Here is a 23,173-nt window from a genome sequence, read left to right on the forward strand (position 1 = left end):
CACTGCGTTTGCCACCCACGAGCCTTAGGGGCAGCGGGATCACATCCGGACTGCACCCGCCGCAGCGCGAGGGCTTCACCCGTGACACGTAGTCGGCCGGGCTGACGACCACGGCACAGCTGCTCGCTCACTGCCCTGGTGGTGTTCCCCGGCTGAGGATCGGTGCGGTTGTCGGCGCGGCCCTGTTCTTCCTGATGGCCGATAGGCCCCCGTTGTCCGCTGGTTTTACCCGTATCGCCCGGCACCCATCCAGGTGACTGTCGGCAGGGACCTGCCTCGGGCGTCCCACGTTCTGATCTGCACCACACGGTGCGGGGTGGGGCCGGCGCCCACCCCGCACCGTTCGGTGTTCACGCCTCGGGCTTGCGGGACTTCAGATTCTCGCCGAAGCGGATGCGCACCGGTTCGGCGAGGCCCTCCGGGGTGAAGCCGAAGACCTGGCCGTAGAAGGACAGTTCGGACTCGAAGGCGCGGATGATGTTCTCCGCCCGGCGGAACCCGTGCTGCTCGCCCGGAAAGAGCAGGTAACTGTGCGGCACCTGCTTGGAAGCCAGTGCTGCCACGATCATCTCGGCCTGGGCCGGGGGTACCACCGCATCGTCCTCGCCCTGCAACACGATCAGCGGACGATCGAATCCGTCGATGTGCGACAGCGGCGAGCGTTCGGCGTAGGTCTTCTCCGCCTGCGGCCACGGCCCGACCAGGCCGTCCAGGTAACGGGATTCGAACTTGTGCGTGTCGCGGGCCAGGGCTCCCAGGTCGGCCACACCGTAGAGGCTCGCGCCGGCCGTGAAGACGTCGCGCGTGGCCAGGGCGGCGAGAACCGTGTAACCACCGGCACTTCCACCGCGGATCGCCAGGCGGCCCGGGTCGGCCAGCCCTTGCGCCGCGACCCAGAGGGCCGCCGCACAGGCGTCTTCCACGTCGACGATGCCCCACGCACCGTCGAGAAGCCGGCGGTACGTGCGTCCGTAACCCGTGCTGCCGCCGTAGTTCACGTCGATCACGGCGAAGCCGCGGCTGGTCCAGAACTGCGTGGTGAGCTTGAAGGCCGAACCGGCGGCCGAGGTGGGACCGCCGTGCACGGTCACGATCAGGGGCGGTCGCTCGTTCTCCGGTCCCCGCACCGTGGCCGAGGTGGGCGGGTAGAGCAGCGCGTGGGCGTCACGGCCCCCGACGCTGGGAAAGGTGACGTGTTGCGGCACCGAGATACCCGACGGGTCCAGCCCGTGGTCGGGCACCTCACTGAGCACGCTCCACGACAGCGCGCCGTCCGCGTCCGCCCGGAACTCCACCACGGCCAGCTCGGCGGTGGCCTGGGCCGCGATCGCGGTGAGCCGGGAACCGTCGGGTGACAGACGCAGATTCTCCAGTGACCGGAACGGCAGCGCGTGGGTCTGCGGTGTTCCGTCGTCCACCCGCACGAGATTCGCGCCCTCGGCCTCGGCATAGGTCAGCCAGACCCGGCCCTCGCCGTCCACCGCGTACTTGCTCAAGCCGAAAAGCCAGGGCGGGCCGCCGACTTCGGAGCGCAGCGACAGCACGGGGCTGAGCGCGCCGGTCGTGTCGTCGACGTGATAGACGTTCCACCACTCCGACACGTCGGAGATGACGTGGAGCTCACCGCCGGGGCCGAAACCGGGCTGGGTCAGGGACTGGCCGTCGCGGCTCGCCGTCCGGCCGTGCCCGACACGCGCCGCCCCGGTCAGCAGGCGGGCGTCGGCGAGCGCCGGACCGTCGTGCTGCACGAGATCGGCGATCCACAGGGATGTGCTGTCCCAGGGCATGTTCGGGTGCTGCCATTCGATCCAGGCGAGTTGCCGGCCGTCCGGGCTGATCCGCGGTGCCGCGACGAAATCCGTTCCGGTGACCAGAACCCGGGGGGACGGATCGGTGGTGTCGCCGGGAGTGGCCGACACGGCGACGATCTCGTTGCGCACCTCGTCACCGTCGTGCGACTCCCGCACGCAGATCACGGTTTTCCCGTCCGGGGTGACCCGGCCGTCGGCGTACCGCCAGGCGCCGCGCACCGGCGGGGCCGGGGTGAGTGGAATCGGGCGGCGGCCCGGTTCCACGCGGTAGAGCCGCTGGTCGTCCCAGTTCACCGCGAAAACCACGTCACCGGCGACCCACCAGGCCGCCCCGCCGTACTCGTGCACGCCGGTGCGGACACTCCAGTCCGGCCCGAGCACGTCGGTGATCGTGCCGTCGGCGGAACGGAACACCAGCTGCTCCCGGCCGCCCTGGTCGGGACGCCTCTGCGACCACCAGGTGCCGGTGTCGCCGGGCCAGGCATCGGTCGGCTGAACGACGCCGGAGACCAGGTCGGCGGCACTGATCGGAGACGGCCAGGCGCCGTAGGGGACGACAGGTGGTTCGGAACCCGCGGAGTCGCTCATGCGGAAACGCTACTGCGATCAGGCGGGGAAGCACCCTTGAGGACGGCCGAACCGCGGGGGAGCCGATCGGGGGACGCCGGCCTGCCCTTGGTGCCCGGGCGCCGGGGATGGGAGCCGGCACCCGGGCACCTGGCCCGGCGTCCCCCGTCGGTGGCTCCTGCCGGTCAGCCCTTCCGGCGGACGGTGAAGGTCTTCTCCACCGCCAGGTCGGTGCTGCCCTTGCCGGGCGGGTCGATCAGCACCCGGCCTCTGGCCGAGCCGCCCTTCTTCACCGTGCCGCCGTCCAGCCAGGCGCAATCACCGTCGTCGAGCAGTTTGCGGTCCACGGTGATCCACTTGCCCTTCTTGGTGCGCACCTGGAGCAGGGCCCGGGCGTCGGCCTCGCCGGTGTTGCAGATGCGGGCCTGGACGGCGCCGGACGACGACACCGAGGCCTTCGGCACGGTCAGCTCGTAGTCCGGCACCGGGCAGGTGACCTGCTGTTTGAGCAGGAGGCCGTCGGTCAGGGCCGAGTCGAGGAAGAAGGTCCACGGTCCGGCGCCGACGAACTTCAGGGTGGCCGGCAGGCTCAGCTCGTCGCCGTCCGCGGTGACCAGGGTCTCCGGGTAGGTGCCGGTGACCCGGACGCTCGCTCCCGCGGTGCCGCAGACGGGTGCCGCCGCGACCACGGTGCCGACGGCGAAAGGGACTGCCTGGTAACGACTCGTGATGTCTTGCAAGCTGTCGAGGCAGTCCACCGTCACCGCGTAGTCGCCGGGTTCGGCGTCGTCCGGCACGGTCAGCTGGGTGGCCGGCCAGGCGCTGCCGCTGATCTTCACCTCGGTGGTCACGACCGAGTCCGGATCGGCCTCGGCCCCCAGCCCGCTGACGTCGGTCTCGTCCTCGTCGCCGTCGTCCCCGTCGCCGGAATCGTCGGAGTCCCCGGAACCGTCGGAGTCGTCGCCCGGGTCGTCCCCGTCGTCGTCCCCGTCGTCATCGCCGGAGTCGTCGCCCGCGGTGACCGGGATGACCTGGAGCCGGGCCGTGCTGGATCCGGCACCGCAGATGTCCACCGGTGCGACCGTGACCCTGCCGCCGGGCCGGGCGATGCCGGGAGTGACGCTGACCTGCGCGGCGTCTCCGGTGACGGTGAGCGCGGCGGAGGCGTAGGTCAGAGTGACGCTGTCGCCGGAGTCGTCGTCGCCGGAGTCGTCGTCCGGGTCGTTCTCGGGGTCGTTCTCGAGGGCGTGCGGCGGCGGGTCGATCACGGCCTGCCCCTGCCCCTGGTTCTGGTTCTGGTTCATGGACGAGAACCCGGGCCGGGCCCCCGCCATCACGTAGTCCGAGCTCACACAGAGCACGTCCAGGGATCCCTTGCCCTCGGCCACCTCGGCCGCGTCCCAGGAGCCGCTGTCGTCCAGACCCACCACCGGCAGCCGCACCGTGGCGGGACCCCAGGTGCCGTGCTCGTCCGTGGTCAGGATCGCCAGCTGGTGGGTGGTGTCCTCGCTGTCGGTGAAGGTGATGAAGACACCCTGCTCCTCGCCGGAGGCGGGGCAGCCCTCCGGCGGGGTCACGGTGAAGGCCAGGCCGGGACGTACGGAGGCCGCGCTGAGCTGCGGTGCGGAGGCGGTGCCGCCGTTGGCCGCCGATACCGCCCTCGGAGCGGCCAGCGCTATACCGGCGGCCGGGCCGAGCAGGGTGGCGAGCGTGACGGTACCGGTGACGAGGACGCGGCGAATCATCGGTGCATCTCCAAGGGCCGGTGCGCGGGGACCTCCTCGTCCTCGGCAGCCGGGCCCCCGGGCTGAACCCCGGACCGCCCGGACGTCACCCGGAGGGGGCCACACCCTGAGACGCCCCGGCAGACCCGCACGGCCTGCGCCTACCCTGTCGCCTCATGGCGACGAGTTCGGTGGGTACGCCGGTGGGCGCGGACGACGTGGAGCAGGCACGGCAACGACTTTCAGCCGTTCTGTCCCCCACGCCGGTGCAGCGTCTGGACCGGCTCGGGGCCCGCACCGGTGGCCCGGTGTGGGTGAAACGTGAAGACCTTCAACCGGTCCGCTCCTACAAGGTGCGGGGCGCCTACAACCTGATCTCCCGGCTGGAGCAGTCCGCCCGGGACGCCGGGGTGGTGTGTGCCAGCGCCGGCAACCACGCCCAGGGTCTGGCCTACGCCTGCGGGAGGCTCGGGGTGCACGGCCGGGTCTACGTGCCGCGCACCACGCCGCGCCAGAAACGCGACCGGATCGCGGTGCTCGGCGGTGACCTGGTCGACATCCGGGTGCTCGGCGACACCTACGACGACGCCGCGGCCGAGGCGCTGGCCGACGCCTCCCGCACCGGCGCCACCCTGGTGCCCGCCTTCGATCATCCCCTCACGGTGGCCGGGCAGGGAACGGCGGTGGCGGAGGCGTTCGAGCAGCTTGAGGCCCTGGGCGAGGCGCTGCCCGACGTGGTGGTGATCCCGGTCGGTGGCGGTGGGCTGCTGGCCGGCACCGCGATCTGGCTGGCCGAACGGCATCCGGAGGTGCGGCTGGTCGGTGTCGAGCCGGCCGGTGCCGCCTGCATGGCTGCCGCGCTCCAGGCCGGTGAGCCGGTCACGCTGCCCGAGGTGGACGCGTTCGTGGACGGCGCCGCGGTGCGCCGGGCCGGTGACGTGACCTACCCGATCATCCGGGACGCGAAGGTCGAGGTGGTCGCGGTGGCCGAGGGCCGGGTCTGCGCCGAGATGCTGGAGCTGTACCAGTCCGACGGCATCATCGCCGAGCCGGCCGGCGCGCTGGCCGCGGCCGCCCTCGGCGACGTGGTGCGCCCGCAGCCGGGCGCGGCGGTGCTGGTGCTGCTGAGCGGCGGCAACAACGACGTCAGCCGGTACGCCGAGGTGGTGGAGCGGGCCCTGATCCACGAAGGGCGAAAGCACTACTTCCTGGTCGACTTTCCGCAGGAGCCCGGTGCGCTGCGGCGGTTCCTCGACGGCGTGCTGGGCGAGGACGACGACATCACGCTGTTCGAGTACGTGAAGCGGAACAATCGGGAGACCGGACCGGCGCTGGTCGGGATCGAGCTGGGCAGCCCGGACGACCTGCCCGCGCTGCTCGCCCGGATGCAGGCCTCGCCGCCGAACATCGAGAAGATCCCGGCCGGCAGTCCGCTCTTCCGTTATCTGCTGTGAAATTGAGGACGACGATGAGCTTGTCGACAGCTCATCGTCGTCCTCAATGTGACCCTCAGGCCTCGGTCTCGGACTTGTCCGCCGCCCACAGCGTGTGGAACGAGCCCTCGTCGTCGACGCGCCGGTAGGTGTGCGCGCCGAACAGATCGCGCAGACCCTGGATCAGCGCGGCCGGGAGCCGGTCGCGGCGCAGGCCGTCGTAGTACGCCAGTGACGACGAGAAGGCCGGAGCGGCAACGCCGTTCGTGGCGGCTGCCACTACCACCCGGCGCCAGGAGTCGGCGCCCTTGCTCACCGCGTCGGCGAAATACGGTGCCACCAGCAGGCTCTGGAGCTGTGGATCGGCGTCGTAGGCCTCGCGGATGCGGTCGAGGAACCGGGCCCGGATGATGCAGCCGCCGCGCCAGATGGTGGCGGTGGTGCCCCGGTCGATGTCCCAGCCGAACTCCTCGCTGCCCGCCGCGATGTGGTCGAAACCCTGAGCGTAGGCGACCACTTTGGAGGCGTAGAGCGCTGCGCGGACGTCTTCGACGAACGCGTCGCGGTCGGCCTCGGCCACCCAGCCGCCGGTCACCCCGGAGCCGAAGGCCTCACCGGCCGCGGCCCGCTGGGCGGCGTGACCGGACAGCGACCGGGCGAAGGTGGCCTCGGCGATGCCGGTGATCGGTACGCCCAGCTCCAGCGCGTTCTGCACGGTCCAGCGGCCGGTGCCCTTCTGCTCGGCCTGGTCCTGCACGATGTCGACGAAGGGCTTACCGGTGCGGGCGTCGGTGTGGCTGAGCACGTCGACGGTGATCTCGATCAGGAACGACTCCAGATCGCCCTCGTTCCAGGTGCGGAAGATGTCGGCGATCTCGGCCGGCGTGGCGCCCAGGCCCTGCCGGAGCAGGTCGTAGGCCTCGGCGATCAGCTGCATGTCGGCGTACTCGATGCCGTTGTGCACCATCTTGACGAAGTGACCGGCGCCGTCCGGGCCGACGTGCGTGCAGCACGGTGTGCCGTCGACCTGCGCGGCGATCGACTCGAACATCGGGCCGAGCCGGTCGTAGGCCCACTTCGAGCCGCCCGGCATGATGCTCGGCCCGAGCAGCGCGCCCTCCTCACCGCCGCTCACGCCACAGCCGACGAAGTGCAGGCCCCTGGCCTTCAGCGCCTCCTCGCGACGGCGGGTGTCGGCGAAGTGCGCGTTACCGGTGTCGACCACGATGTCGCCCTCTTCGAGGAGCGGCACCAGGTCGTCGATGACGGCGTCGGTGCCCGGCCCGGCTTTCACCATGACGATGACGACGCGGGGTTTCTGGAGGGAGTCGACGAATTCTTCAAGGGTTTCGCCGGGCACGAAGGTGCCCTCGTCGCCATGGTCTTCGACCAGGCTCTGGGTGCGGGCGTAGGTGCGGTTGTGGACGGCCACCTTGTGACCGTGACGGGCCAGGTTGCGGGCCAGGTTGCGGCCCATGACGGCCAGGCCGGTCACCCCGATGTTGGCCGAACCGGTCTTGGACGTGACGTCAGTGCTCACCGTTCTCCTCAGACTCGAAGAAGCCCCCGGACCTGCCAGGCTACCCACGACGTTTCGTCATGGAAGGTCCGGAGGGTGACCCGGTTGTACCCAGGACGGTCAGTACCTGGACAGGGCCTCTCTACCCGGGAGAACGGTGAGCGCGTCCTCAGCAGCGCTCTTCGTAGGGCACGACCAGGGCGCTGACCGGCACCCCGTCGAAGGTCTCGCCGGCCTTGGGCTCCTGCGAGCAGACCCGCCAGTCGCCGAGGTTGCCGTCGACGTCGTCGCCGTCCTCCCGGTCGATGAAGCGGACGCTGGCCTTGTCGCCGAGGATCTGCGAGGCCATGTAGGCCGTGCGGTTCTTCAGGTCGGGCATCTCGGTGGTGGCGACCTTGTAGAGCGCCTGGTCGCTGGAGGGGCACTTCTCGTCGATCTTGACCGCGCCCAGCTTGACCTCGACGTCCTCGCCGACCGCACCGGCCGCGGGGGTCTGGAAGCAGACGACCCATTCCTTGTCGTCGCTCCAGCGGCGGTCGCGGCCCAGCGCGTCGTGGGTCTCGACGTCGTCGAACCCGGCCTTGTCGGCCTTGTCCTTGGCCCACTCCAGGCCCTTGCCGACCAGGTTGGGAAGGTCGGTCTTGGCGGCGGCGCTGTCGCCCCCGCCGCTGCCGATCAGCCAGAAGATCAGAATCAGCACGACAGGTGTCGCCAGCACCGCGATCAGCACGATCTGCGGCGTGCTCGGACCGGTCCGTTCACCTGCCATCAGCGCAACAACCCTTTCGGCCGTGGGATAAAGCGGTTGAAGCAGCCCAAGGAGGAGCACTGAGCCGGTAGGAATTATCCCGGACCTGACGGTTGCATATCAATCCGCCTCGCTGCTAAAGCCAGGCACCGACTGTGCACCTGTCGGCGTCGGTGTCCTGACCAGCGGCGTCGTCGGAATCGGGTCGGAACGGGATCGGAACTGGCTCAGGACTGGTCGGTGCGGGCCGGGGGATCGCTCGGGGTCAGGTCCAGACCGGCCAGTTCCTCGGCCGTGGGGCGGGGGGCCGCCGGCCGCGCGTCGCCCTCCCGCGGGATCTCCGGGGCGGGCGGCAGGTCGCGGTTCTCCCGGGCCTGCCGGGCCGCGACCTTGGCCTCCTCGATCTGGTTGAGCTCCTGCTCGTCGAGGGGATGCACCTGGACCCGGAGGATGGCCCGCGGGGTGACCTCGATGGCCGTGAGACGCCAGTGGCCGACCACCGTCTCGGTGCCGGCGGCCGGGAACTCGCCGAGGGCCTCCAGCATGATCCCGGCGATCGTGGCGCTGCGCCCGGCGTCCAGGTCGATGCCCAGGTCGGGCAGGTCGTGGGCGGGGAACGAGCCGTTCAGCTCGATGTCGCCGTCCGGGCGGTGCACGACCTGTGCTGTGTCCAGGTCGAACTCGTCGTAGATCTCCCCGACGATCTCCTCCAGCAAGTCTTCCAGCGTGACGATGCCGGCCACGGCGCCGAACTCGTCCATCACCAGGGCCAGCTGACCGCGCTGCTGCTGCATGCGGCCCAGCGCCTGGAGCACGCCGGCCGAGTCGGGCAGCACCAGCGCCGGGCGGACGTAGTCGGAGACCGACCCGACCCCGGCCACCAGCTGCCGCAGGTGCACGAAACCGATCACGTCGTCCTCGGTCTCGCCGATCACCGGCGCCCGCGACAGACCGGCCTCGATCAGCAGGTCACGGGCCGTGGACGCGTCTTGCGCGGCGGTCACGAAGACCACGTCGGTGCGCGGCACCAGCACCTGGTAGAGCTTGCGCTCGTCCAGCTCCAGCGCGCCCTCGATGATCGAGCGCTGCTGCTCGGGGATGGACTCCTGGGACGCGATCATGTCCTTGATCTCCTCCTCGGAGACCTCCTCGCGCACCGCCTTCGGGTCCAGGCCGACCATCCGCACGACCAGCTCGGTGGACCGCGCCAGCACCCAGACCAGCGGACGGGCCAGCGTGGCGATCAGATTGATCGGCCCGGCCGCCCGCATCGCCCAGCCCTGCGCGGTCTGCATCGCGATCCGCTTGGGCGCGAGTTCGCCCACCACCAGCGTGAAGTAGGTGAGCACCACGGTCACGATGAACACCGCGACCGGGTCGGCCGCGCTGCCCAGGAAACCCAGTGGCTCGATCAGCGGCTGGGCCAGCGACACCGCGGCGGTCGCCGAGGCCAGTGCCCCGGCCAGCGTGATGCCGATCTGGATGGTGGACAGGAACTGGTTCGGGTCACTGGTGAGTCTGGCCAGCCGGCGGCCCTTCTCGCTGTCCGCGGCGAGCCGGTTGATCTGGCTCTCGCGTAACGAGACCAGCGCCATCTCCGAGCCCGACAGCGCGGCGTTGATCAGGATCAGCACGGCGACCAGGGCGATCTCGACCCACATGGTGTGCTTGTCTCCTTCAGGCGCACATGATCAACGAATGGCGCCCATCATCCGGCAGTGCCGATCACGGCGCCTCCCGAGAACCTTCGCCCGCAGCCGGTGAGGACGACGGCCGCGCAGGTCACGGGGCTCTTCGCCGTCCACAATTCTGGTGTTGCCGAGCGCTGCGCCGCGGGTGACCGTGGGACCACGGAAGGACCGTGAAGGCACTGCTGGAGGAACTGGGCCCGGTCTTCGCCCAACGACCGGTGAACTCCTGCCCATTCTGCCGTGAAACCCGGATTCCGGGCCTGTCGGCGGGCCGCCACCGGTGCGAGGGTTCGAGATCGGGTGCCTGGTCCTGGTCGACCGGCGGAACGGAGACGGACTGATGGAGAACCAGCCTGCGGCCGAGGAGCCGGGGACGCCGAGCGCCGACCTGCCGCTGGACGGGCTGAGCGTGGACAACTCGGACGACGACGACCCGGTGCTGATCACCGCGGACGGCGACCCGGTGGACACCTGGCGGGAGGGCTACCCGTACACCGAGCGGCTGCGCCGTGACATCTACGACGCGGAGAAGCGCCTGCTCCAGATCGAGCTGCTGAAGCTCCAGAACTGGGTGAAGAGCTCCGGCGAGAAGGTCGTCATCCTGTTCGAGGGCCGCGACGCCGCCGGCAAGGGCGGCACGATCAAGCGGTTCATGGAGCACCTGAACCCGCGCGGCGCCCGGGTGGTCGCCCTGGAGAAGCCCAGCGAGCGCGAGCAGGGTGAGTGGTACTTCCAGCGCTACGTGAAGGAACTGCCCACCCGCGGCGAGATCGTGCTGTTCGACCGGTCCTGGTACAACCGGGCCGGCGTGGAGCGGGTGATGGGCTTCTGCTCGGCGCCCGAGTACCTGGAGTTCATGCGCCAGGCCCCGGAACTGGAACGCATGCTGGTGCGCTCCGGGATCCGGCTGGTCAAGTTCTGGTTCTCGGTGTCGCAGCAGGAACAGCGCACCCGCTTCCTGATCCGCCAGGTCGACCCGGTGCGGCAGTGGAAGCTCTCGCCGATGGACCTCGCCTCGCTGGACAAGTGGCAGGACTACACCGAGGCCAAGGAGGCGATGTTCTTCTACACCGACACCGCCGACGCGCCGTGGACCGTGGTGAAGAGCAACGACAAGAAGCGGGCCCGGCTGGGTGCCATGCGGCACGTGCTGCACCGCTTCCCCTACGAGGGCAAGGACGAGGAGGTCGTGGGCACCCCGGACCCGCTGATCGTGGGCCTCGCCGCGGAAGTGTACGAGCACGGTGAGCACACCTCCCGGTACTTCCCGCGACTGTAGACGTCAGGGCTGAATTGTGGGGGTTCCGTGGCGATGCCGCGCCCGGCACGGCATTCTGTCCAGATGCCCGAAGCCCGCACGCCCCAGGAGCGCCCCCTGACCGCCGTCCCGCCGCCGGGCAGTCACCCGGCGCCCAGCGGGGCGGCGCTGGAGATCTGGTGGTCCCGGGTGGACGTCGGGAACCTGACGGACGACGTCCGCGACGGGCTGGCCGCCAGCCTGGACGAACGCCGGCTGGCCAAGATCGCCCGCTACCGCCGGGCCGAGGACCGCGACCGCGGCCTGGCCGCGCACGCCCTGCTGCGGCGGCTGCTGGCGGCCGTGACCGGCACCCCGCCGAACCGGATCGAGCTCGGCGCGTTCTGCATCTCCTGCGGCGAGTACGGCCACGGCAAGCCGTTTCTCGACACGGGTGACGACGAGCGGCCGGTCGAGATCAACCTGTCGCACTCGGGCGAGGTGGTGATCGTGGCGCTCGCCGCCCCTGGCGTGCAGCTGGGGGTGGACGCCGAGCAGACCCGCACGGTCGACTGGAACGCGCTGCGCAGCTCGATCTTCGCCGACCAGGAATGGGCCGCCACCGAGCGCCGGGCCGACCAGGAGCACCGGCGGCTGGTCACCTGGGCGCGCAAGGAGTCGTCGGTCAAGGCCAGCGGGCACGGGCTGTCGCTGCCGCTGCGGGACGTGGTGACGGCGGACGGTGCCGGGGGCAGCTGGTCGGCCACCATGCCGGCCGGGGTGGGCCGGGCCGCGGGCACGGACCTGGAACTGGCGCCCGACGTGGCCGCGGCGGTGGCGGTGCTGCGGGACGAGGGGTGGCCGGAGCCGCCGGTGGTGAACCGGGTCGGGATCGGTTCGGCCCCGGGTTCCGGTTCGGCTTCCGGTGCCGGCCTCGGGATCGGCTGAATGCCGGAGACCGCGAGTACCGACGCCGGGACCGACGAGCAGCAGCGGGCGGTCGTCTCCCGCACCGAACGGCTGCGGCTGGCGCTGAGCCAGGTGACGCTGGAGGAGTACCGCAGCGAGGACGTTCGTTTCGAACGCGACTCCCGGCTGGGGCGGGAGCTGCTGTACCTGGTGGCGAACAACTCCTGGTGCCGGCGGACCACCGAGGTGCTGCACGTCAATCTGGCCCAGGCGGTGGACACCGACGTGATCGTCGACGTCGACCTGTCCTACGCCGACCACGAGGCGTTCGAGCTGGACGCCGGGCTGACCTGGCTGCCGCTGCTGGCCCTGCCGCCGATGCGGCGGCGCGACGTCGGGCGGCGCGGGCGGGACCCGCGGTTCTTCCGGGAACCGCGCGAGGAACGCCAGTTCGAGGTGCCGATCGACCGGTGGTCCGACGACGAGGCCGACCCGATCGCCACCCTGGAGGTCAGTGATGCCACCGGGCAGCGCATCCACCGGCTGACCCAGGGCGAGGTGCGGCAGAGGCTGTCCGCCGCGCTGGCCGAGATGATCCTCAACGTGATGACGCGGCGTCCGCAGCAGCTCGCCCCGGAACCCGGCGCGGTGGTGCAGCGGACGCAGAAGTTGTTGCTGTCCGCGGCGATCCGGCGGATGCTGCCCGGGGCCTCGGCGGTCGGTGAGGGGGGCGAGCTGCCGGCCGGCGGAACCGTGCCCGAGGGGATCCGGGACGCCCGCGCGCTGCTCGACGGGATCCTCGCGGCGGACATCGCCCTGGCCACGGACGACACCGTCGCGCTCGCGACTCCGGTCGGGAGTGCGCCCCGGGACGGCGGTTTCATCGTCCCAGGATCGAGCCTGTCCGTGCGGGGTGGTGAATCCGAGCGGGCTGGTGAATCCGGCTCGCGGCCGGCCGGTCTCGACACCGAGGTGATGAAAGTCCTGACCGGGCCCTCGGGTCCGGGTGGCTCGGACGGCCCGGTCACCGCCCCGATCACGATGGACCTGTGGCTGGAGGAGAACGGGCGGCTGCGGCCGGTTCTCGGATCCCACGTCGGGGAGATCCTCGAGGCGCTGATCGGCACCACTCTGGTGGTGATCGCGGTCGAGGACCAGGGCCGGCCGATGTCCTACACGGTGCACGTGCCCTCGCGCCGCCTGGTCCGCTACGGCCGGGCCTGGTTCCAGCCCCGGGCGCTGCTCAGCATCGACCTGCTCGCCCCGACCGCGCACGCCGACCGGCAGATCCGCCTGGTGCTCCCGGACGGTGTGGTCTGCCGCGGCGACCGGGTGCAGGGCCGGATCGACGTGGAACTGCCCGCGCCGTTCGAGCGGCTGGAGGCGCTGATGCGCCGGCTGTTCCCCCGGCACATGCCGTCCGACCGGCCCGCCTCCTGGGTGGACGTGCAGATCGCCGAGATGGCCCTGCACAAGGTCGATTCCGCGCTCGACAGCCTGCGCTACTACCTGGTCGAGGCGACCCACGAGGAACTTGCGGACGACGGGGCGCCGCGCCGGCTGAAGGACCTGCTGACCCGCACCCCGCGCCGGGCCACCCGGGAGGAACTCACCCGGCAGCTCGACGAGCGGCTCCGGGAACTGCGCACGCACCTGGACCGGGTTCGGGCCGACGGTGCCCTCGGCGACGGGATGGCCGGCCTGTGGAGGGCCTGGGACTCCGGGTCCTGGTTCCCGCGCTGGATGCGCCGGCGCGTCGACGTGAACACGGCCAGTGTGAACCTGGTGATGCTGAGGGCCGGGGCGGTGGACGACATCGCGATCCGGGCCCGCCCGATCCGCGCCCGGATCGAGGCGGACCTGGCGCTGTCCGAGGTGTCCGACGTCGCCAGGTACACCGGTGGGCTGAACCTGGCCGTGCTCGGGGTGCTCTGCGTGCTGCTGGCGCTGTACCCACCGACGGGGGACGGCGCGGGGGACGCCGTGCAGGTGCTGGCCACCATCCTCACGCTGTTCTCGGCGGTGCTGGCCGGCCGGGTCGAACTCGGGCACGCCTTCACCCTGCGCGGGTTGCTGACTCGGGCAACCTACTGGCTGATGTTCGGGTCGGTGCTGCCGACCGTGCTGCTCGCCATGGCCCTGGCCCTGCTGCCGCTGCGCTACGCCGCCTGGTCGGCCGCCACCGCGTTCGTCGTGCAGGGCCTGCTGATGCTGCGGTTCCGGCGCACCGAGCCACGCCGTCCGCGGCCCGGCCGGTACTCGCGGTCGGCCCGGATGCGGGTGGTCAGCGCCTACTCCCCGGAGTACGCACGGGTGGACATGCTGCGCGGTCGGCGCAGCCGGGCCCTGATCACCGAGGCCCTGCTACTCGGCCGGGACGCGTTCGCCTACGTGGTCACCCGGCCCGCGGGAGAAGGACAGCTGCTACGACTGCTCGACCGCAGCCAGACCACCGGCCCGATCGCCGGCCTGACCCGCACCGCGCGGCGGTCGCTGGTGCGGTTCGTGTCGTCCGGAAGTGCCGGTACCGCCGTCCCGGTGCCGGACCAGGTCAACCTGCTCGGGGCGGTGCAGGCGGCCACCGCCGGGCGGGCCATGACCTACCTGGTCTTCCGCGACCAGCCGGTGGACGACTGGCGCTCGGCCAACGGCGACAAGGACGACGTGGTGGCGCCGGTACCGCTCGATCCCGACCGTGTGGCACCGCAGGAGCCGCCGGAATGGCTGTTCCAGATCATGATCGGGATGCCGGTGACACCGGTCGCGGTGACCCTCGCCCGGCACCCGGTGATGGCCGTGGTCTCGGCCGCGGCCCGGTACAACTTCCAGGTCGGCAGCGTGCAGATCCCGGCCCCGCCGCCGGCCGGTCAGGCCGGCCGGAACCTGCGCTGGATGGAGCTCAGCGTCGGGGTGACCTACCGGCGGGGCGACTCGCTGCGCGGGCTGGGCTCGTTCCTCTACCGGGTGCACCGGATGGACGGTATGGCCTTCGGCGGTGGCAAGCTGTCGGTGCTCGTGCAGATCAACGCCGAACAGCCGCCCTTCCCGGCGCTGCCGGTCTCGAAACCACTGAGCGACAAGGACTTCGACGTCGTTCCGGACGACGAGGCGGCGGCCGGGCCGGAACGCAACTGGCGCACCCTGGCCCTGACCGCGCACTCCCGGGTCGGGCTGCTGCGCGACGTGCTGACCGGACTGGCCACCCAGGCACCGAATTTCGAGCTCGCCGGACTGACCGTGGAGGGTGTCTACGGGCAGACCGTGCTGTTCCTGGTCGGCCGGGACCGGCTGGAGGCGGCCACCCCCGACGACGCCCTGCGAGGTGCCCTCCAGCGCTGGATGCGGCCCTCGGACCGGCTGATCGTCGCCGTCGACCGCAGGCTCAGCGCCCGCACCCTCGACGGTGCCTCCACCTTGCGGGAACGCCTGCTGCTCCAGGTCTTTCTGCGGACGCCGGACCGGCCCGGGGTGCTGCGGGAGACACTGCGGAACCTGGCCCGGGCCCTGGAGGTGTACGGGCCGCCGGGGTACGGCTACGGGGAGACGCTGGAGAAGATCGACGTCTGGTTCGTCACCATGGAGGTCGCCAACGGCCGGACCTTCCGGGGGCGGCTCACCGTGCGGCTGCCGGGGGAGCCGTCGTCGTGGCCGGCCTGGGCGGCGGTGGACTGGCCGGCGGTGGAGCGGTCGCTCAGCCAGGCCTCGGCCCAGGCCGCGCGGGGGGAGGGTAACGACACGGCCATGGGCGGGGCGGTGGCGATCATGGACGACACGGTGATCACGGTCGAGCTGATGCGGGTGCCCGCCTGAGTTCCGCCTGGAGCCTGTGATTCAGGCAGCCGCCCCGGCCGGCTTGGTGCGGGCGAAGGCGGAGTCGTCGAGTCGCCCGAGCTTCCAGTTCACGTCGTCCGCGGTGTATTTCGTGATCTGGACGTCGCGGCCGGTCTCCGGTGCCTGCACCGCGGTGCCGGGCTCCAGCACGATCATCACGTGCCCGGCGGAGCCGCGCTCACCGAGTGCGCCGAACAGCAGGTCGCCGGGCTGCTCGTCGCCGGGTTCCACGTGCGTCGAGTTGTCGTACATCTGCGCCGCCGTGCGGATCTTCAGCGGGTGCCCGGCCTGCCGCCAGGAGTACACGACCAGGCCGGAACAGTCGAAGGAGTCCGGGCCGACCGCACCCCACACGTACGGGTCACCCTGCTGCTCCAGCGCGACCTGGAGCATGTCGCCGACCGCGCCGTCCGGCAGGTCGGCGCCGACCGCGTTGTCGTCGCAGCCCAGCGGGTCGTCGCCGACCACGGACTCGACCAGCGAGGTGGCCAGTGACTCCCAGCGGGCGTAGGCGAACGGGAAGGCCGATCGCTGCACGGCCTGCGCCGCGTCGGTCACGGTCATCGATTGCCAGCCGTCGATGTCCAGCAGGCCGGGCTGGCCCGCCTTGCCTCCGGTGTAGAACATCGTGGAGGCCATGACCGGGTCGGTGCGCTGTGAGGCCGAGCCCCAGCCACCACGCTGCTGGAACAGGCCCATGCTGTCGCGGTCGCCGCCGGAGAGGTTCTGGAGGGTCGACTCCTGCATCGCGGTGGCCACCGCCACCACCAGGCCGCGGGCCGGGATCTCCAGGGACACCCCGGTCTCGATCACGGTCTGGGCGTTGGCGAGCTGGTCCTCGCCGAGCGTGACGTCGGTGTTGCCGGTCTGGGCGATCGGGCTGCACATGGTGCTGCTGACCCCGCTGGAGTCGTCGGCCTCGACGCCGGCGATACCCATCATCATCATGGCCGGGATCACCACCAGGCCGGCGCCCATCAGTCCGAGGACCGCCAGCAGGGCGATCACCAGTCGCAGCGGAACCCGTCCCATGGCGTCAGTAGTCCCCCGCGTTCGGCTGCACGTCGGACACCTTCGGCGCGGAGGTGCCCTCGCCGGTGACGACCGTGACCAGCACCGAGTCGCCGTTGGCCAGAGGTACGGCGATCATGGCCGACTCCTGGGCGAGGAAACGGACCACCGGCTCGCCCTCCGGCTGGGCGCCCGGCAGGGTCGCCGTGTCGGTGGTCTCCAGGGCCTTGGCGTAGTCGGCGGTGGCCAGCGGGGTGAGCCGGGCGCGCCACTCCTCCTGCGTCTCGCCGGAGCGCAGCTCGGCCCACTCCCTGACGAAATCGACCGCGGTGGTGACGTACTCGCTGGACTCCGGCACCACCGCGGCGGTCGCGGCGGTGGACGAGGTGTCGTCGCCGGTGACCGCGCTGCCGGTGTCGTTCCCGAGCAGGCTGCTGCCCAGCACGAAGATCAGGATGATCGCGCCGAGACTGACCACCAGTAGCCGACGCGGGCTGTCGAACAGCCAGGTCATGAAGTCAGCCAGCATCGGTACCTGCTGCCGGGGTGGTGCCGAGGGTTCTCATCCGTCGCTCTCTACCGCTGCCGTGCGTGGTCTTCCGTGTCCGAGTCGCTACTGGAGCGGTGCGGGCGGAACACGTCGTCGAGCTCGCTGTCGAAGGTGTCCGCCGGTTCGCTCTCCAGACGCTGGAACCCGCGGTCTCCGGGACGGACGACCGGCGCGCCGTCGTCCTGGGGCCGCCAGCCGTCGCCGCCGACCGGGACCGGGGGCTCGGCCGCGAACTCGCGCCGTGACCCCGGCCGTCCGCCGCCGGAGAACGGGGAGCCCCCACTCTCCAGACGGCCCGCTGTCTCGTCGCGTCCGGCCGGGGCGGATCCGCCTTCGGCCGGGCCGCCGAAGCCGGACAGGGCGGCCCGCGCGGCAGCCCGGGTGGCCGCCCGGCCGGCGCCGCTGCCGTTGCTGACCGTCGCCGACTCGACGCGACTGCCGCCGGCCACCGGGGCGTAGATCTCGCCCTCGGCCGGGGCCGGGGCAGCACCCGCCTCGCCCCGGGCCGCGGTCTGGCCGGCGGCCTGCCCGCGCACCACCGTGACCTGGCCGGCGTTGACCGTGATCGCGTTGGCGAGCGCCGACGGTTGCTGGCCGGCCTCCGCCACGACCGCCTGTCCGGTGGCCGGGGCAGCGCCCTCGGCGACCGGGACCGGGTAGTTGCTGATCCCCTCGATCCGCTGCGGCGCCTGGCCCTCCGCCGCCTGGGCCTGGGCCAGGGCGGCTGCCGGGTTGGCCCGCTGGGCCGCGGAGACCCCGAGGAAGGTACTGAGGGCACCGGTGAGGATGCGGCTGCTGGTCCTGGCCGCCCCACGGGCCGTGGTGGAGACCCCGCCCGCGGCCGTGGCGAAGTGGTTCTCGCGGCTGGAGACCATCTGGGTGAGACGCCGGAACGGTCTGAGCGCCACCCACATCACGATGGTCAGCAGCAGCATGAGAATGACGCTGAGCCATCCCGGTGTGCCGCTCGTCGGGGACAGCAGGACCCCCATGCCGAGCACGGTGACCGACGCGCCGATACCGAAGACCATGGCGTTGATGAGGGCCGCCGCGACGGTGCTGCCGATGCCGGTGACCAGGGTGCGCATCGTCGGGAACATGCCGAGGGTGGCGAAGGCGGGGAAGAGCATGACGCCGAAGCGCACGATGATCAGCGCGCCGAGCACCAGCAGGCCCGCGACGAAGAGGAAGGGAACGGTGCAGAGGGTCGCGATCAGGGCCAGCATGGCGTAGCCCACGCGGCTGTCCGACCGCTTGCCGGTGAGGTACTCGTAGGCGTCCGGATCGGCGGACTTGATCTTGTCGGCCGCCTCTTCGAACTTCTCCTGCTTCTGTTTGATGATCTTCTGGCCCTGCTGCGGATCGGACTCCATGATCGCCGCCTCGCGCCAGGTCAGGGCGGTCGCGTCGAAGATCACCGGCCCGTACTCCTTGGCCACGTCCGAGTCGGTGCTGCCGAAGGTGCCGCCGAGCCACGACTCGTAGAGGAGGGCCTGGTGCATGCCCGAGGTGGCCTCGGTGCCGGCGTCGGACGAACCGTCCTCGGCCCGGCCGTTCAGCCCGCTGGACACCGCCGACAGGGTGGTCGCGACGGTCTGGTCGGCGGCGTGCCCGGCCACCAGCGGCCACCGGAAGACCATGGTCACCATCACCATGACCAGGAGCGCCCAGCCGATGGCCCCGGCCGAGGATGCCAGGGCCGCGTGCCGAGAGCGCCAGATCAGCAGCAGACCGAGCGCGGCGACCACGACGAACGCCCAGCGCTCGAACACGGTGTGCTGCAACGTGTCCACGACGTTGGTGATGAGCGGGTCGAAGACGCCGAGGAAGTCCGGGGAGAACGCCGCGTCCAGCACGGCTCCGGTCGCGGCGACCATGGTGGTCGGCACTTCCAGGATCCAGTTGCCGATCGCGGTGCCGATGGACGCGTCCGGGTTACGCACGATGTCCGAGCCGCAGCCCAGGTCGTAGGTGTTCCAGCGGACACCGGCGTAGCCGTAGACCTCGTAGATCGAGACCTTCGCGTTGTCCGCGAACGGGTCCTCGTCGGCGGGCAGGGTCTCCGGCGGGTCCTCGAAGAAGCCGACCACGCCACGCCCCGGGACCTCGGGCACCGGTGCTTCCGTGCAGTCGACGAACGGGACCGCGGGCGCCGCCGTGGTGCTACCGGAGGAGGCGGAGCCGTAGCTCGCCGTCTGCACGGTGCCGCTGCGGGCTGCCGCGGTGCCGCCCGACCCGGCGGCACTCGAGGCCAGGGCGGCGGGGGCGGCGACCGCGCCGGCCACGACCAGCGCGAGTGCGGCCAGAGCGGTGACGACGACGCGACGCCGTCGCTTCATCGCTGACCTCCGGTCTCGTCGGAACGGTGGGTGCCGTCCGTGCCACGTTCCGACGGGCCGGTCGGCCAGCCGTTACCGTTCGATCCGCCGGGGGCCGGGGAGTTCCCCAGAACCCGGTGTGACCCTGTGCCCAGCGCCGCGTGCTCGCCCGTGGAGGGTGAGGTGCGTGGCCGCGTCCCGTGCCGGGAGCGGGTAGCCCCGACCGGCAGTGCGTGCCGGGACGAACCACCGGGTGGAGTCTGTGGGTCGGTGCCCGCGCCGTTGCGTAACGCCCCCGCGGAGCGCGAGACCCAGGACCCGCCGACCCCGCTGGCGATCGGCCGCCCGGACGCCACCGGGGCGCCGGAGGGATCGAGTTCCACCGCGGTCAGGTCGATCTGGTCGGTCCGGGGTTCCCGGAGCGGCCGGGACTCCGGCGGCCGCGGCGGGGCGAGCGGGGCCGCCGTGGTGTCGAGCGCGGCCAGCACCTGTGGCAGGTGGTCCAGGTCGACGCGCATCCGGTCGACATGGCCGTCGACGTCGCGCATCACGAATTCACGCAGCCCGGAACGGGTTCCGGTGACGGACCGGGGTGACAGCCGGCCCAGCACGCCCTCGTAGCCGACACCCGGTGGGACCCGGAGCATGCGCAGTGCGTCGGCGGCGACCTGCTCGTCCTCGATCCGCCCGACGAAGGCGGCCGAGATGAAGTTCGAGACCTCCATGCCCAGCACGTCCGCCGGGTTCTGGGAGGCCGCCAGGACACAGGTGTTCCACTTCCGGCTGTCGCGGCCGAGGCGGGTGAAAAGTGCCCGCCCGGCGCCCCATTCGCCGAGGAAGTGGGTCTCGTCCAGGGCCACCAGCTTGCGCTCGTTCCGCGGCCGCCCGTAGATCGTGCGGGTCGCGTACCAGGAGGCCAGGTGCAGCAACGGCACTGCCATCTGCTCGCTGGTCGACCAGTGTTCCCGCGGGACCGAACCGGGCGGCAGCACCAGGCCAGGCATGGTGAGCACGGTCAGCACGGCGTCGTCGTGGATCGGCTCGGTGCTCGGGCCGATCGGGAAGAACAGCCGGGCGAGCGGCATCTCGGCCATGTCCCGCAGATACGCGGCGATGTCCGCGGCATGGTCGTCGTGCCGCGACTCCAGGTGCTCCACCACCGTCCAGAGACTGGTCTGCGGTGCGCCCTTGGTCGCCCGGATCGCCTCGGTCAGCAGGAGCCGGGTGCGCGGCGCGGAAGCGAGCCCGGCCGGCAACAGCATCGTCGCCACGTCCAGCGCCAGCAGCTTCCGGTCCTGGGCGGCCAGGGTCCGGGCCTCCTCGAGCGCGTCCAGGGTCGGGTAGTCCTCCGGCCGGGGCTGCACCACCACGGCGTAGGGGTTGAGAGTGCCGGACGGCGCCGAGGTCAGGTCGATGTGCCGGGCACGGTCCCGCAGCTCGGGCAGCTCGCACAACCGGGCCAGCGGGCCGGACGGGTCGAGCATCACCGAGGTGATACCGCGGCGCACGGCCTCGTAGGTGATCAGCCCGGCCAGCACCGACTTGCCGGACCCCAGGGCCCCGACGATCGGCACCAGCCCTGAGGTCTCCCGCACCTCGGTGGCGAAGTGCGTGTCGAACATGACCGCGCGCCGGCTGGAGGCGGCGGTGTGGCCGATGTACGGCCCACGCCGGTCGCCGAGCGAGGACGACGCGGCCGGGACACCGGCCGCGAAGTACAGCGTGGGCAGCCGACGGCGGTAGGCACTGGACGACAGCGGCTCGCCGGGGATGAACTCGCGCAGCAGCCCGTGCTGCCCTTTCGGGTGGGCGACGGTGACCTGACGTTTGCGGTACGTGTCGATCACCTGGCGAGCTCGTTCCAGGGCCTCTTCCTGAGTGGCCCCGGAGACCGCGATCCGGAACCAGCCGTGCACCCGTGAGGCGGTGGTGTCACCGCCGGTCGTCATCTCGTCCTCGATCGCCCGGGCCTGCCGGGCCTGGCGCTCCAGGGCCAGCGGCTCGTCCAGGTCGTGGTCGCGGTAGTGACGCTGCATGTCGCGTACCACCAGGAGCTTGCGCTGCACGGCGTCGAGCGCCTGGTCACCGTCCAGGACGTCGAGCCGGATCGACCACTCCACCGCGAACGGCAGCCGGTCGGCGTGCACCAGCCAGGGCTCGTGCGCCGGGTCGGGGATCTCGATCTCGTCCACCCGGCCGACGGTGAGCACACTGACGTGACGTTCCGAGCCGGCTCCGCCCGGGTCGCGGCGGGAGACCTTCACGGTCGGCGCGAACGGCTCGGCCTCGTGGACCACTCCCTCGGTGAGCTCGTACAGGTCCTCGGTCTCCCAGCGCCCGTCCTGCACGGGGGAGAGCGCACCCGGAGCGGGCAGACCGAGGCCCAGGGACCGGCGCATCAGCCACTCCAGCTCGCGTGGCGTGACCGGGCGGCCGTCCAGGCCGGGTCCGGCGATCGCCTCGGCGACCAGGGCCGCGTCCTTGTCCACCTTCTGGAGTTCGCCCAGCGTCGGGCGCCGGAGCACCCGCTGGGTGACGTTCGCCATCTGCGACCGCTCGCTGATCTGGACGCCGAGATAGACCTCTTTCTCGGCCATCGTCGACGCGCGCACGTGCTGTTGTGCGCTGACCAGGTGGTCGGCCCAGGTGTTCCCGTCGATGCCGGGCAGTGGGTCCGGGGTGCGGGCGTCGAGCGCCCGGGCCCAGGAGGCTGCCGGATAGGGCCGGGACGTCACCCGGAGGTGAAGCCGGCGGCCGGACAGCGCAGCCATCCGGGTCGCCGTGTCGATGATCAGGTTCAGGCGTTCGCCGTCGGCCCGGAAGGCCCAGCGCTGCGTGGGCAGCGCGAACCAGGCCCAGGCAGCCTGGTCGGTGAACGCCAGGTTCCCCTCGATCGTCCGCAACGCCAGTGCCATGTTCGCGGCTCGGGTCTGGCCGCTGCTGAAGATCCCCATGAGGTGGCCGCGTCTCTCCCTAGCTGCTGGCCCTGCGTGCCCGGGCGGAGGTGCGTTTGTCGCGGACCCGGACCTTCGGCTGCAACCGGTACTTGCGGGCGCGGCCGGCCCGGGGGGCGCTGAGATCGGAGACAAAGGTCTGCCACACGGCCTTGGCCGGACGCTCATGGTCGATGAAGCCCATGAGGCCGTAGGTACCGAGCGTGGCGAGGCAGATCTCCCAGACCGGTGGGATGTTCACCTTGAGCGGCGTGACTGCCTCGACGAGCAGGATGAGTAGGAAGGCCAACAGCCAGGCCGCGTACGCGCTGTACCTGGCCGTCCAGGGAAAGGTCAGCCCACTCGGGCCGAGCCACACGGTGTTGACCCGGTAGACCTCGTCATCGGGCGTTACCCGCATATCTCAGCCGCTCCCGAACACCAGGTCCGTCAGCTGACCGGCGAAGCCGTAGAGCACGGCAGCACCGGCGATGACACCCATGCCCAGCACCACATTGGTCAGGGTGTTGGCGTTGTCGCTGATCCTGCCCTTGCGGGCGGAGGCGATGATGCCGATACCGATGACCAGCAGTACCAGAGGGATAATGTTCTTGACGCCCCACTCGACCACCCCGTTGGAGTTGAGTGAGGGTCCGTCGTTGGTGGTGGCAGCCAGCATGGCTACCGACGTGATGACGGCCATTCGTACCTCCAGGGCACCGGTGAACCCCTCCGTAACCTCGGCGCCGTCACGCTGCTGTGGGCCCCGCTGATCCGTACGTTCTGTCACGACCTTGCCACGCCAGGTCAGGTTGATGGTAGGGGTTCTGTCACGTTTTGCCGAATAATCCGATGTGACAGAGTAGCGCCGCCCGACCACACGTCCTGTTG

At 71.3% G+C, this 23,173-nt stretch carries 15 protein-coding genes; 4 read left to right on the forward strand and 11 right to left on the reverse strand.

All coding sequences use genetic code 11. From position 1 onward, the window contains the following. Nucleotides 1-350: 350 nt before the first annotated feature. Nucleotides 351-2,399 carry a S9 family peptidase gene (locus tag KIH74_RS00005; protein ID WP_214153161.1) on the reverse strand — a complete coding sequence of 683 codons (2,049 nt, stop codon included), beginning with the start codon at nucleotides 2,397-2,399 and terminating at the stop codon, nucleotides 351-353. A 164-nt stretch (nucleotides 2,400-2,563) separates the two neighbouring features. Next, nucleotides 2,564-4,123: a hypothetical protein gene (locus KIH74_RS00010; protein ID WP_214153162.1), complete on the reverse strand. Its 1,560-nt coding sequence runs from the start codon at nucleotides 4,121-4,123 to the stop codon at nucleotides 2,564-2,566. Nucleotides 4,124-4,278: 155 nt separating this feature from the next. Between KIH74_RS00010 and ilvA the strand changes: the two genes are divergently transcribed. After that, entirely contained in the window at nucleotides 4,279-5,556 is a 1,278-nt protein-coding gene (gene ilvA / locus KIH74_RS00015; RefSeq protein ID WP_214153163.1) for a threonine ammonia-lyase IlvA, read from the forward strand. Between the two features lie 55 nt (nucleotides 5,557-5,611). Here the strand turns inward: ilvA and gnd are convergent, their stop codons facing one another. From gnd to KIH74_RS00030, 3 genes are all read right to left on the reverse strand, one after another. Next, complete coding sequence (gene gnd, locus KIH74_RS00020; RefSeq protein WP_308113466.1) at nucleotides 5,612-7,075, reverse strand: NADP-dependent phosphogluconate dehydrogenase; 1,464 nt, start codon at nucleotides 7,073-7,075, stop codon at nucleotides 5,612-5,614. 148 nt (nucleotides 7,076-7,223) lie between these two features. After that, nucleotides 7,224-7,823 (reverse strand): hypothetical protein, encoded by a 600-nt coding sequence (locus KIH74_RS00025; RefSeq protein WP_214153164.1) that lies wholly within the window; start codon nucleotides 7,821-7,823, stop codon nucleotides 7,224-7,226. Nucleotides 7,824-8,029: 206 nt separating this feature from the next. Further along, nucleotides 8,030-9,463, reverse strand: coding sequence for a hemolysin family protein (locus tag KIH74_RS00030; protein WP_214153165.1), 1,434 nt, complete (start codon nucleotides 9,461-9,463; stop codon nucleotides 8,030-8,032). A 370-nt stretch (nucleotides 9,464-9,833) separates the two neighbouring features. Between KIH74_RS00030 and ppk2 the strand changes: the two genes are divergently transcribed. The 3 genes from ppk2 to KIH74_RS00045 all read left to right on the forward strand — a co-directional run bounded on the left by ppk2 (nucleotide 9,834) and on the right by KIH74_RS00045 (nucleotide 15,449). After that, entirely contained in the window at nucleotides 9,834-10,772 is a 939-nt protein-coding gene (ppk2, locus tag KIH74_RS00035; protein ID WP_214153166.1) for a polyphosphate kinase 2, read from the forward strand. A 63-nt stretch (nucleotides 10,773-10,835) separates the two neighbouring features. Continuing rightward, nucleotides 10,836-11,678: a 4'-phosphopantetheinyl transferase family protein gene (locus KIH74_RS00040; RefSeq protein WP_214153167.1), complete on the forward strand. Its 843-nt coding sequence runs from the start codon at nucleotides 10,836-10,838 to the stop codon at nucleotides 11,676-11,678. Beyond that, complete coding sequence (locus KIH74_RS00045; protein ID WP_214153168.1) at nucleotides 11,679-15,449, forward strand: hypothetical protein; 3,771 nt, start codon at nucleotides 11,679-11,681, stop codon at nucleotides 15,447-15,449. It begins immediately after the preceding gene. Between the two features lie 21 nt (nucleotides 15,450-15,470). On the opposite strand, the gene KIH74_RS00050 is transcribed toward KIH74_RS00045, so the two are convergent. The 6 genes from KIH74_RS00050 to KIH74_RS00075 are packed head-to-tail and all read right to left on the reverse strand — an operon-like array spanning nucleotide 15,471 to nucleotide 22,985. Then, nucleotides 15,471-16,502, reverse strand: coding sequence for a C40 family peptidase (locus tag KIH74_RS00050; protein ID WP_214153169.1), 1,032 nt, complete (start codon nucleotides 16,500-16,502; stop codon nucleotides 15,471-15,473). Between the two features lie 4 nt (nucleotides 16,503-16,506). Then, nucleotides 16,507-17,010, reverse strand: a complete 504-nt coding sequence (locus KIH74_RS00055) for a hypothetical protein (RefSeq protein ID WP_214153170.1) — start codon at nucleotides 17,008-17,010, stop codon at nucleotides 16,507-16,509. Between the two features lie 47 nt (nucleotides 17,011-17,057). Beyond that, nucleotides 17,058-19,370 carry a hypothetical protein gene (locus KIH74_RS00060; protein WP_214153171.1) on the reverse strand — a complete coding sequence of 771 codons (2,313 nt, stop codon included), beginning with the start codon at nucleotides 19,368-19,370 and terminating at the stop codon, nucleotides 17,058-17,060. Next, nucleotides 19,367-22,303 (reverse strand): ATP-binding protein, encoded by a 2,937-nt coding sequence (locus KIH74_RS00065; RefSeq protein ID WP_214153172.1) that lies wholly within the window; start codon nucleotides 22,301-22,303, stop codon nucleotides 19,367-19,369. The genes KIH74_RS00060 and KIH74_RS00065 overlap by 4 nt, the downstream gene beginning before the upstream one ends. Before the next feature lie 19 nt (nucleotides 22,304-22,322). Then, the gene (locus KIH74_RS00070; RefSeq protein ID WP_214153173.1) at nucleotides 22,323-22,703 is read right to left on the reverse strand and encodes a hypothetical protein; all 381 of its coding nucleotides are present in this window, start codon (nucleotides 22,701-22,703) and stop codon (nucleotides 22,323-22,325) included. 3 nt (nucleotides 22,704-22,706) lie between these two features. Continuing rightward, nucleotides 22,707-22,985 carry a hypothetical protein gene (locus KIH74_RS00075; protein WP_214153174.1) on the reverse strand — a complete coding sequence of 93 codons (279 nt, stop codon included), beginning with the start codon at nucleotides 22,983-22,985 and terminating at the stop codon, nucleotides 22,707-22,709. Between the last annotated feature and the right edge of the window lie 188 nt (nucleotides 22,986-23,173).

This window comes from Kineosporia corallincola (assembly GCF_018499875.1).
Lineage (GTDB): Bacteria > Actinomycetota > Actinomycetes > Actinomycetales > Kineosporiaceae > Kineosporia > Kineosporia corallincola.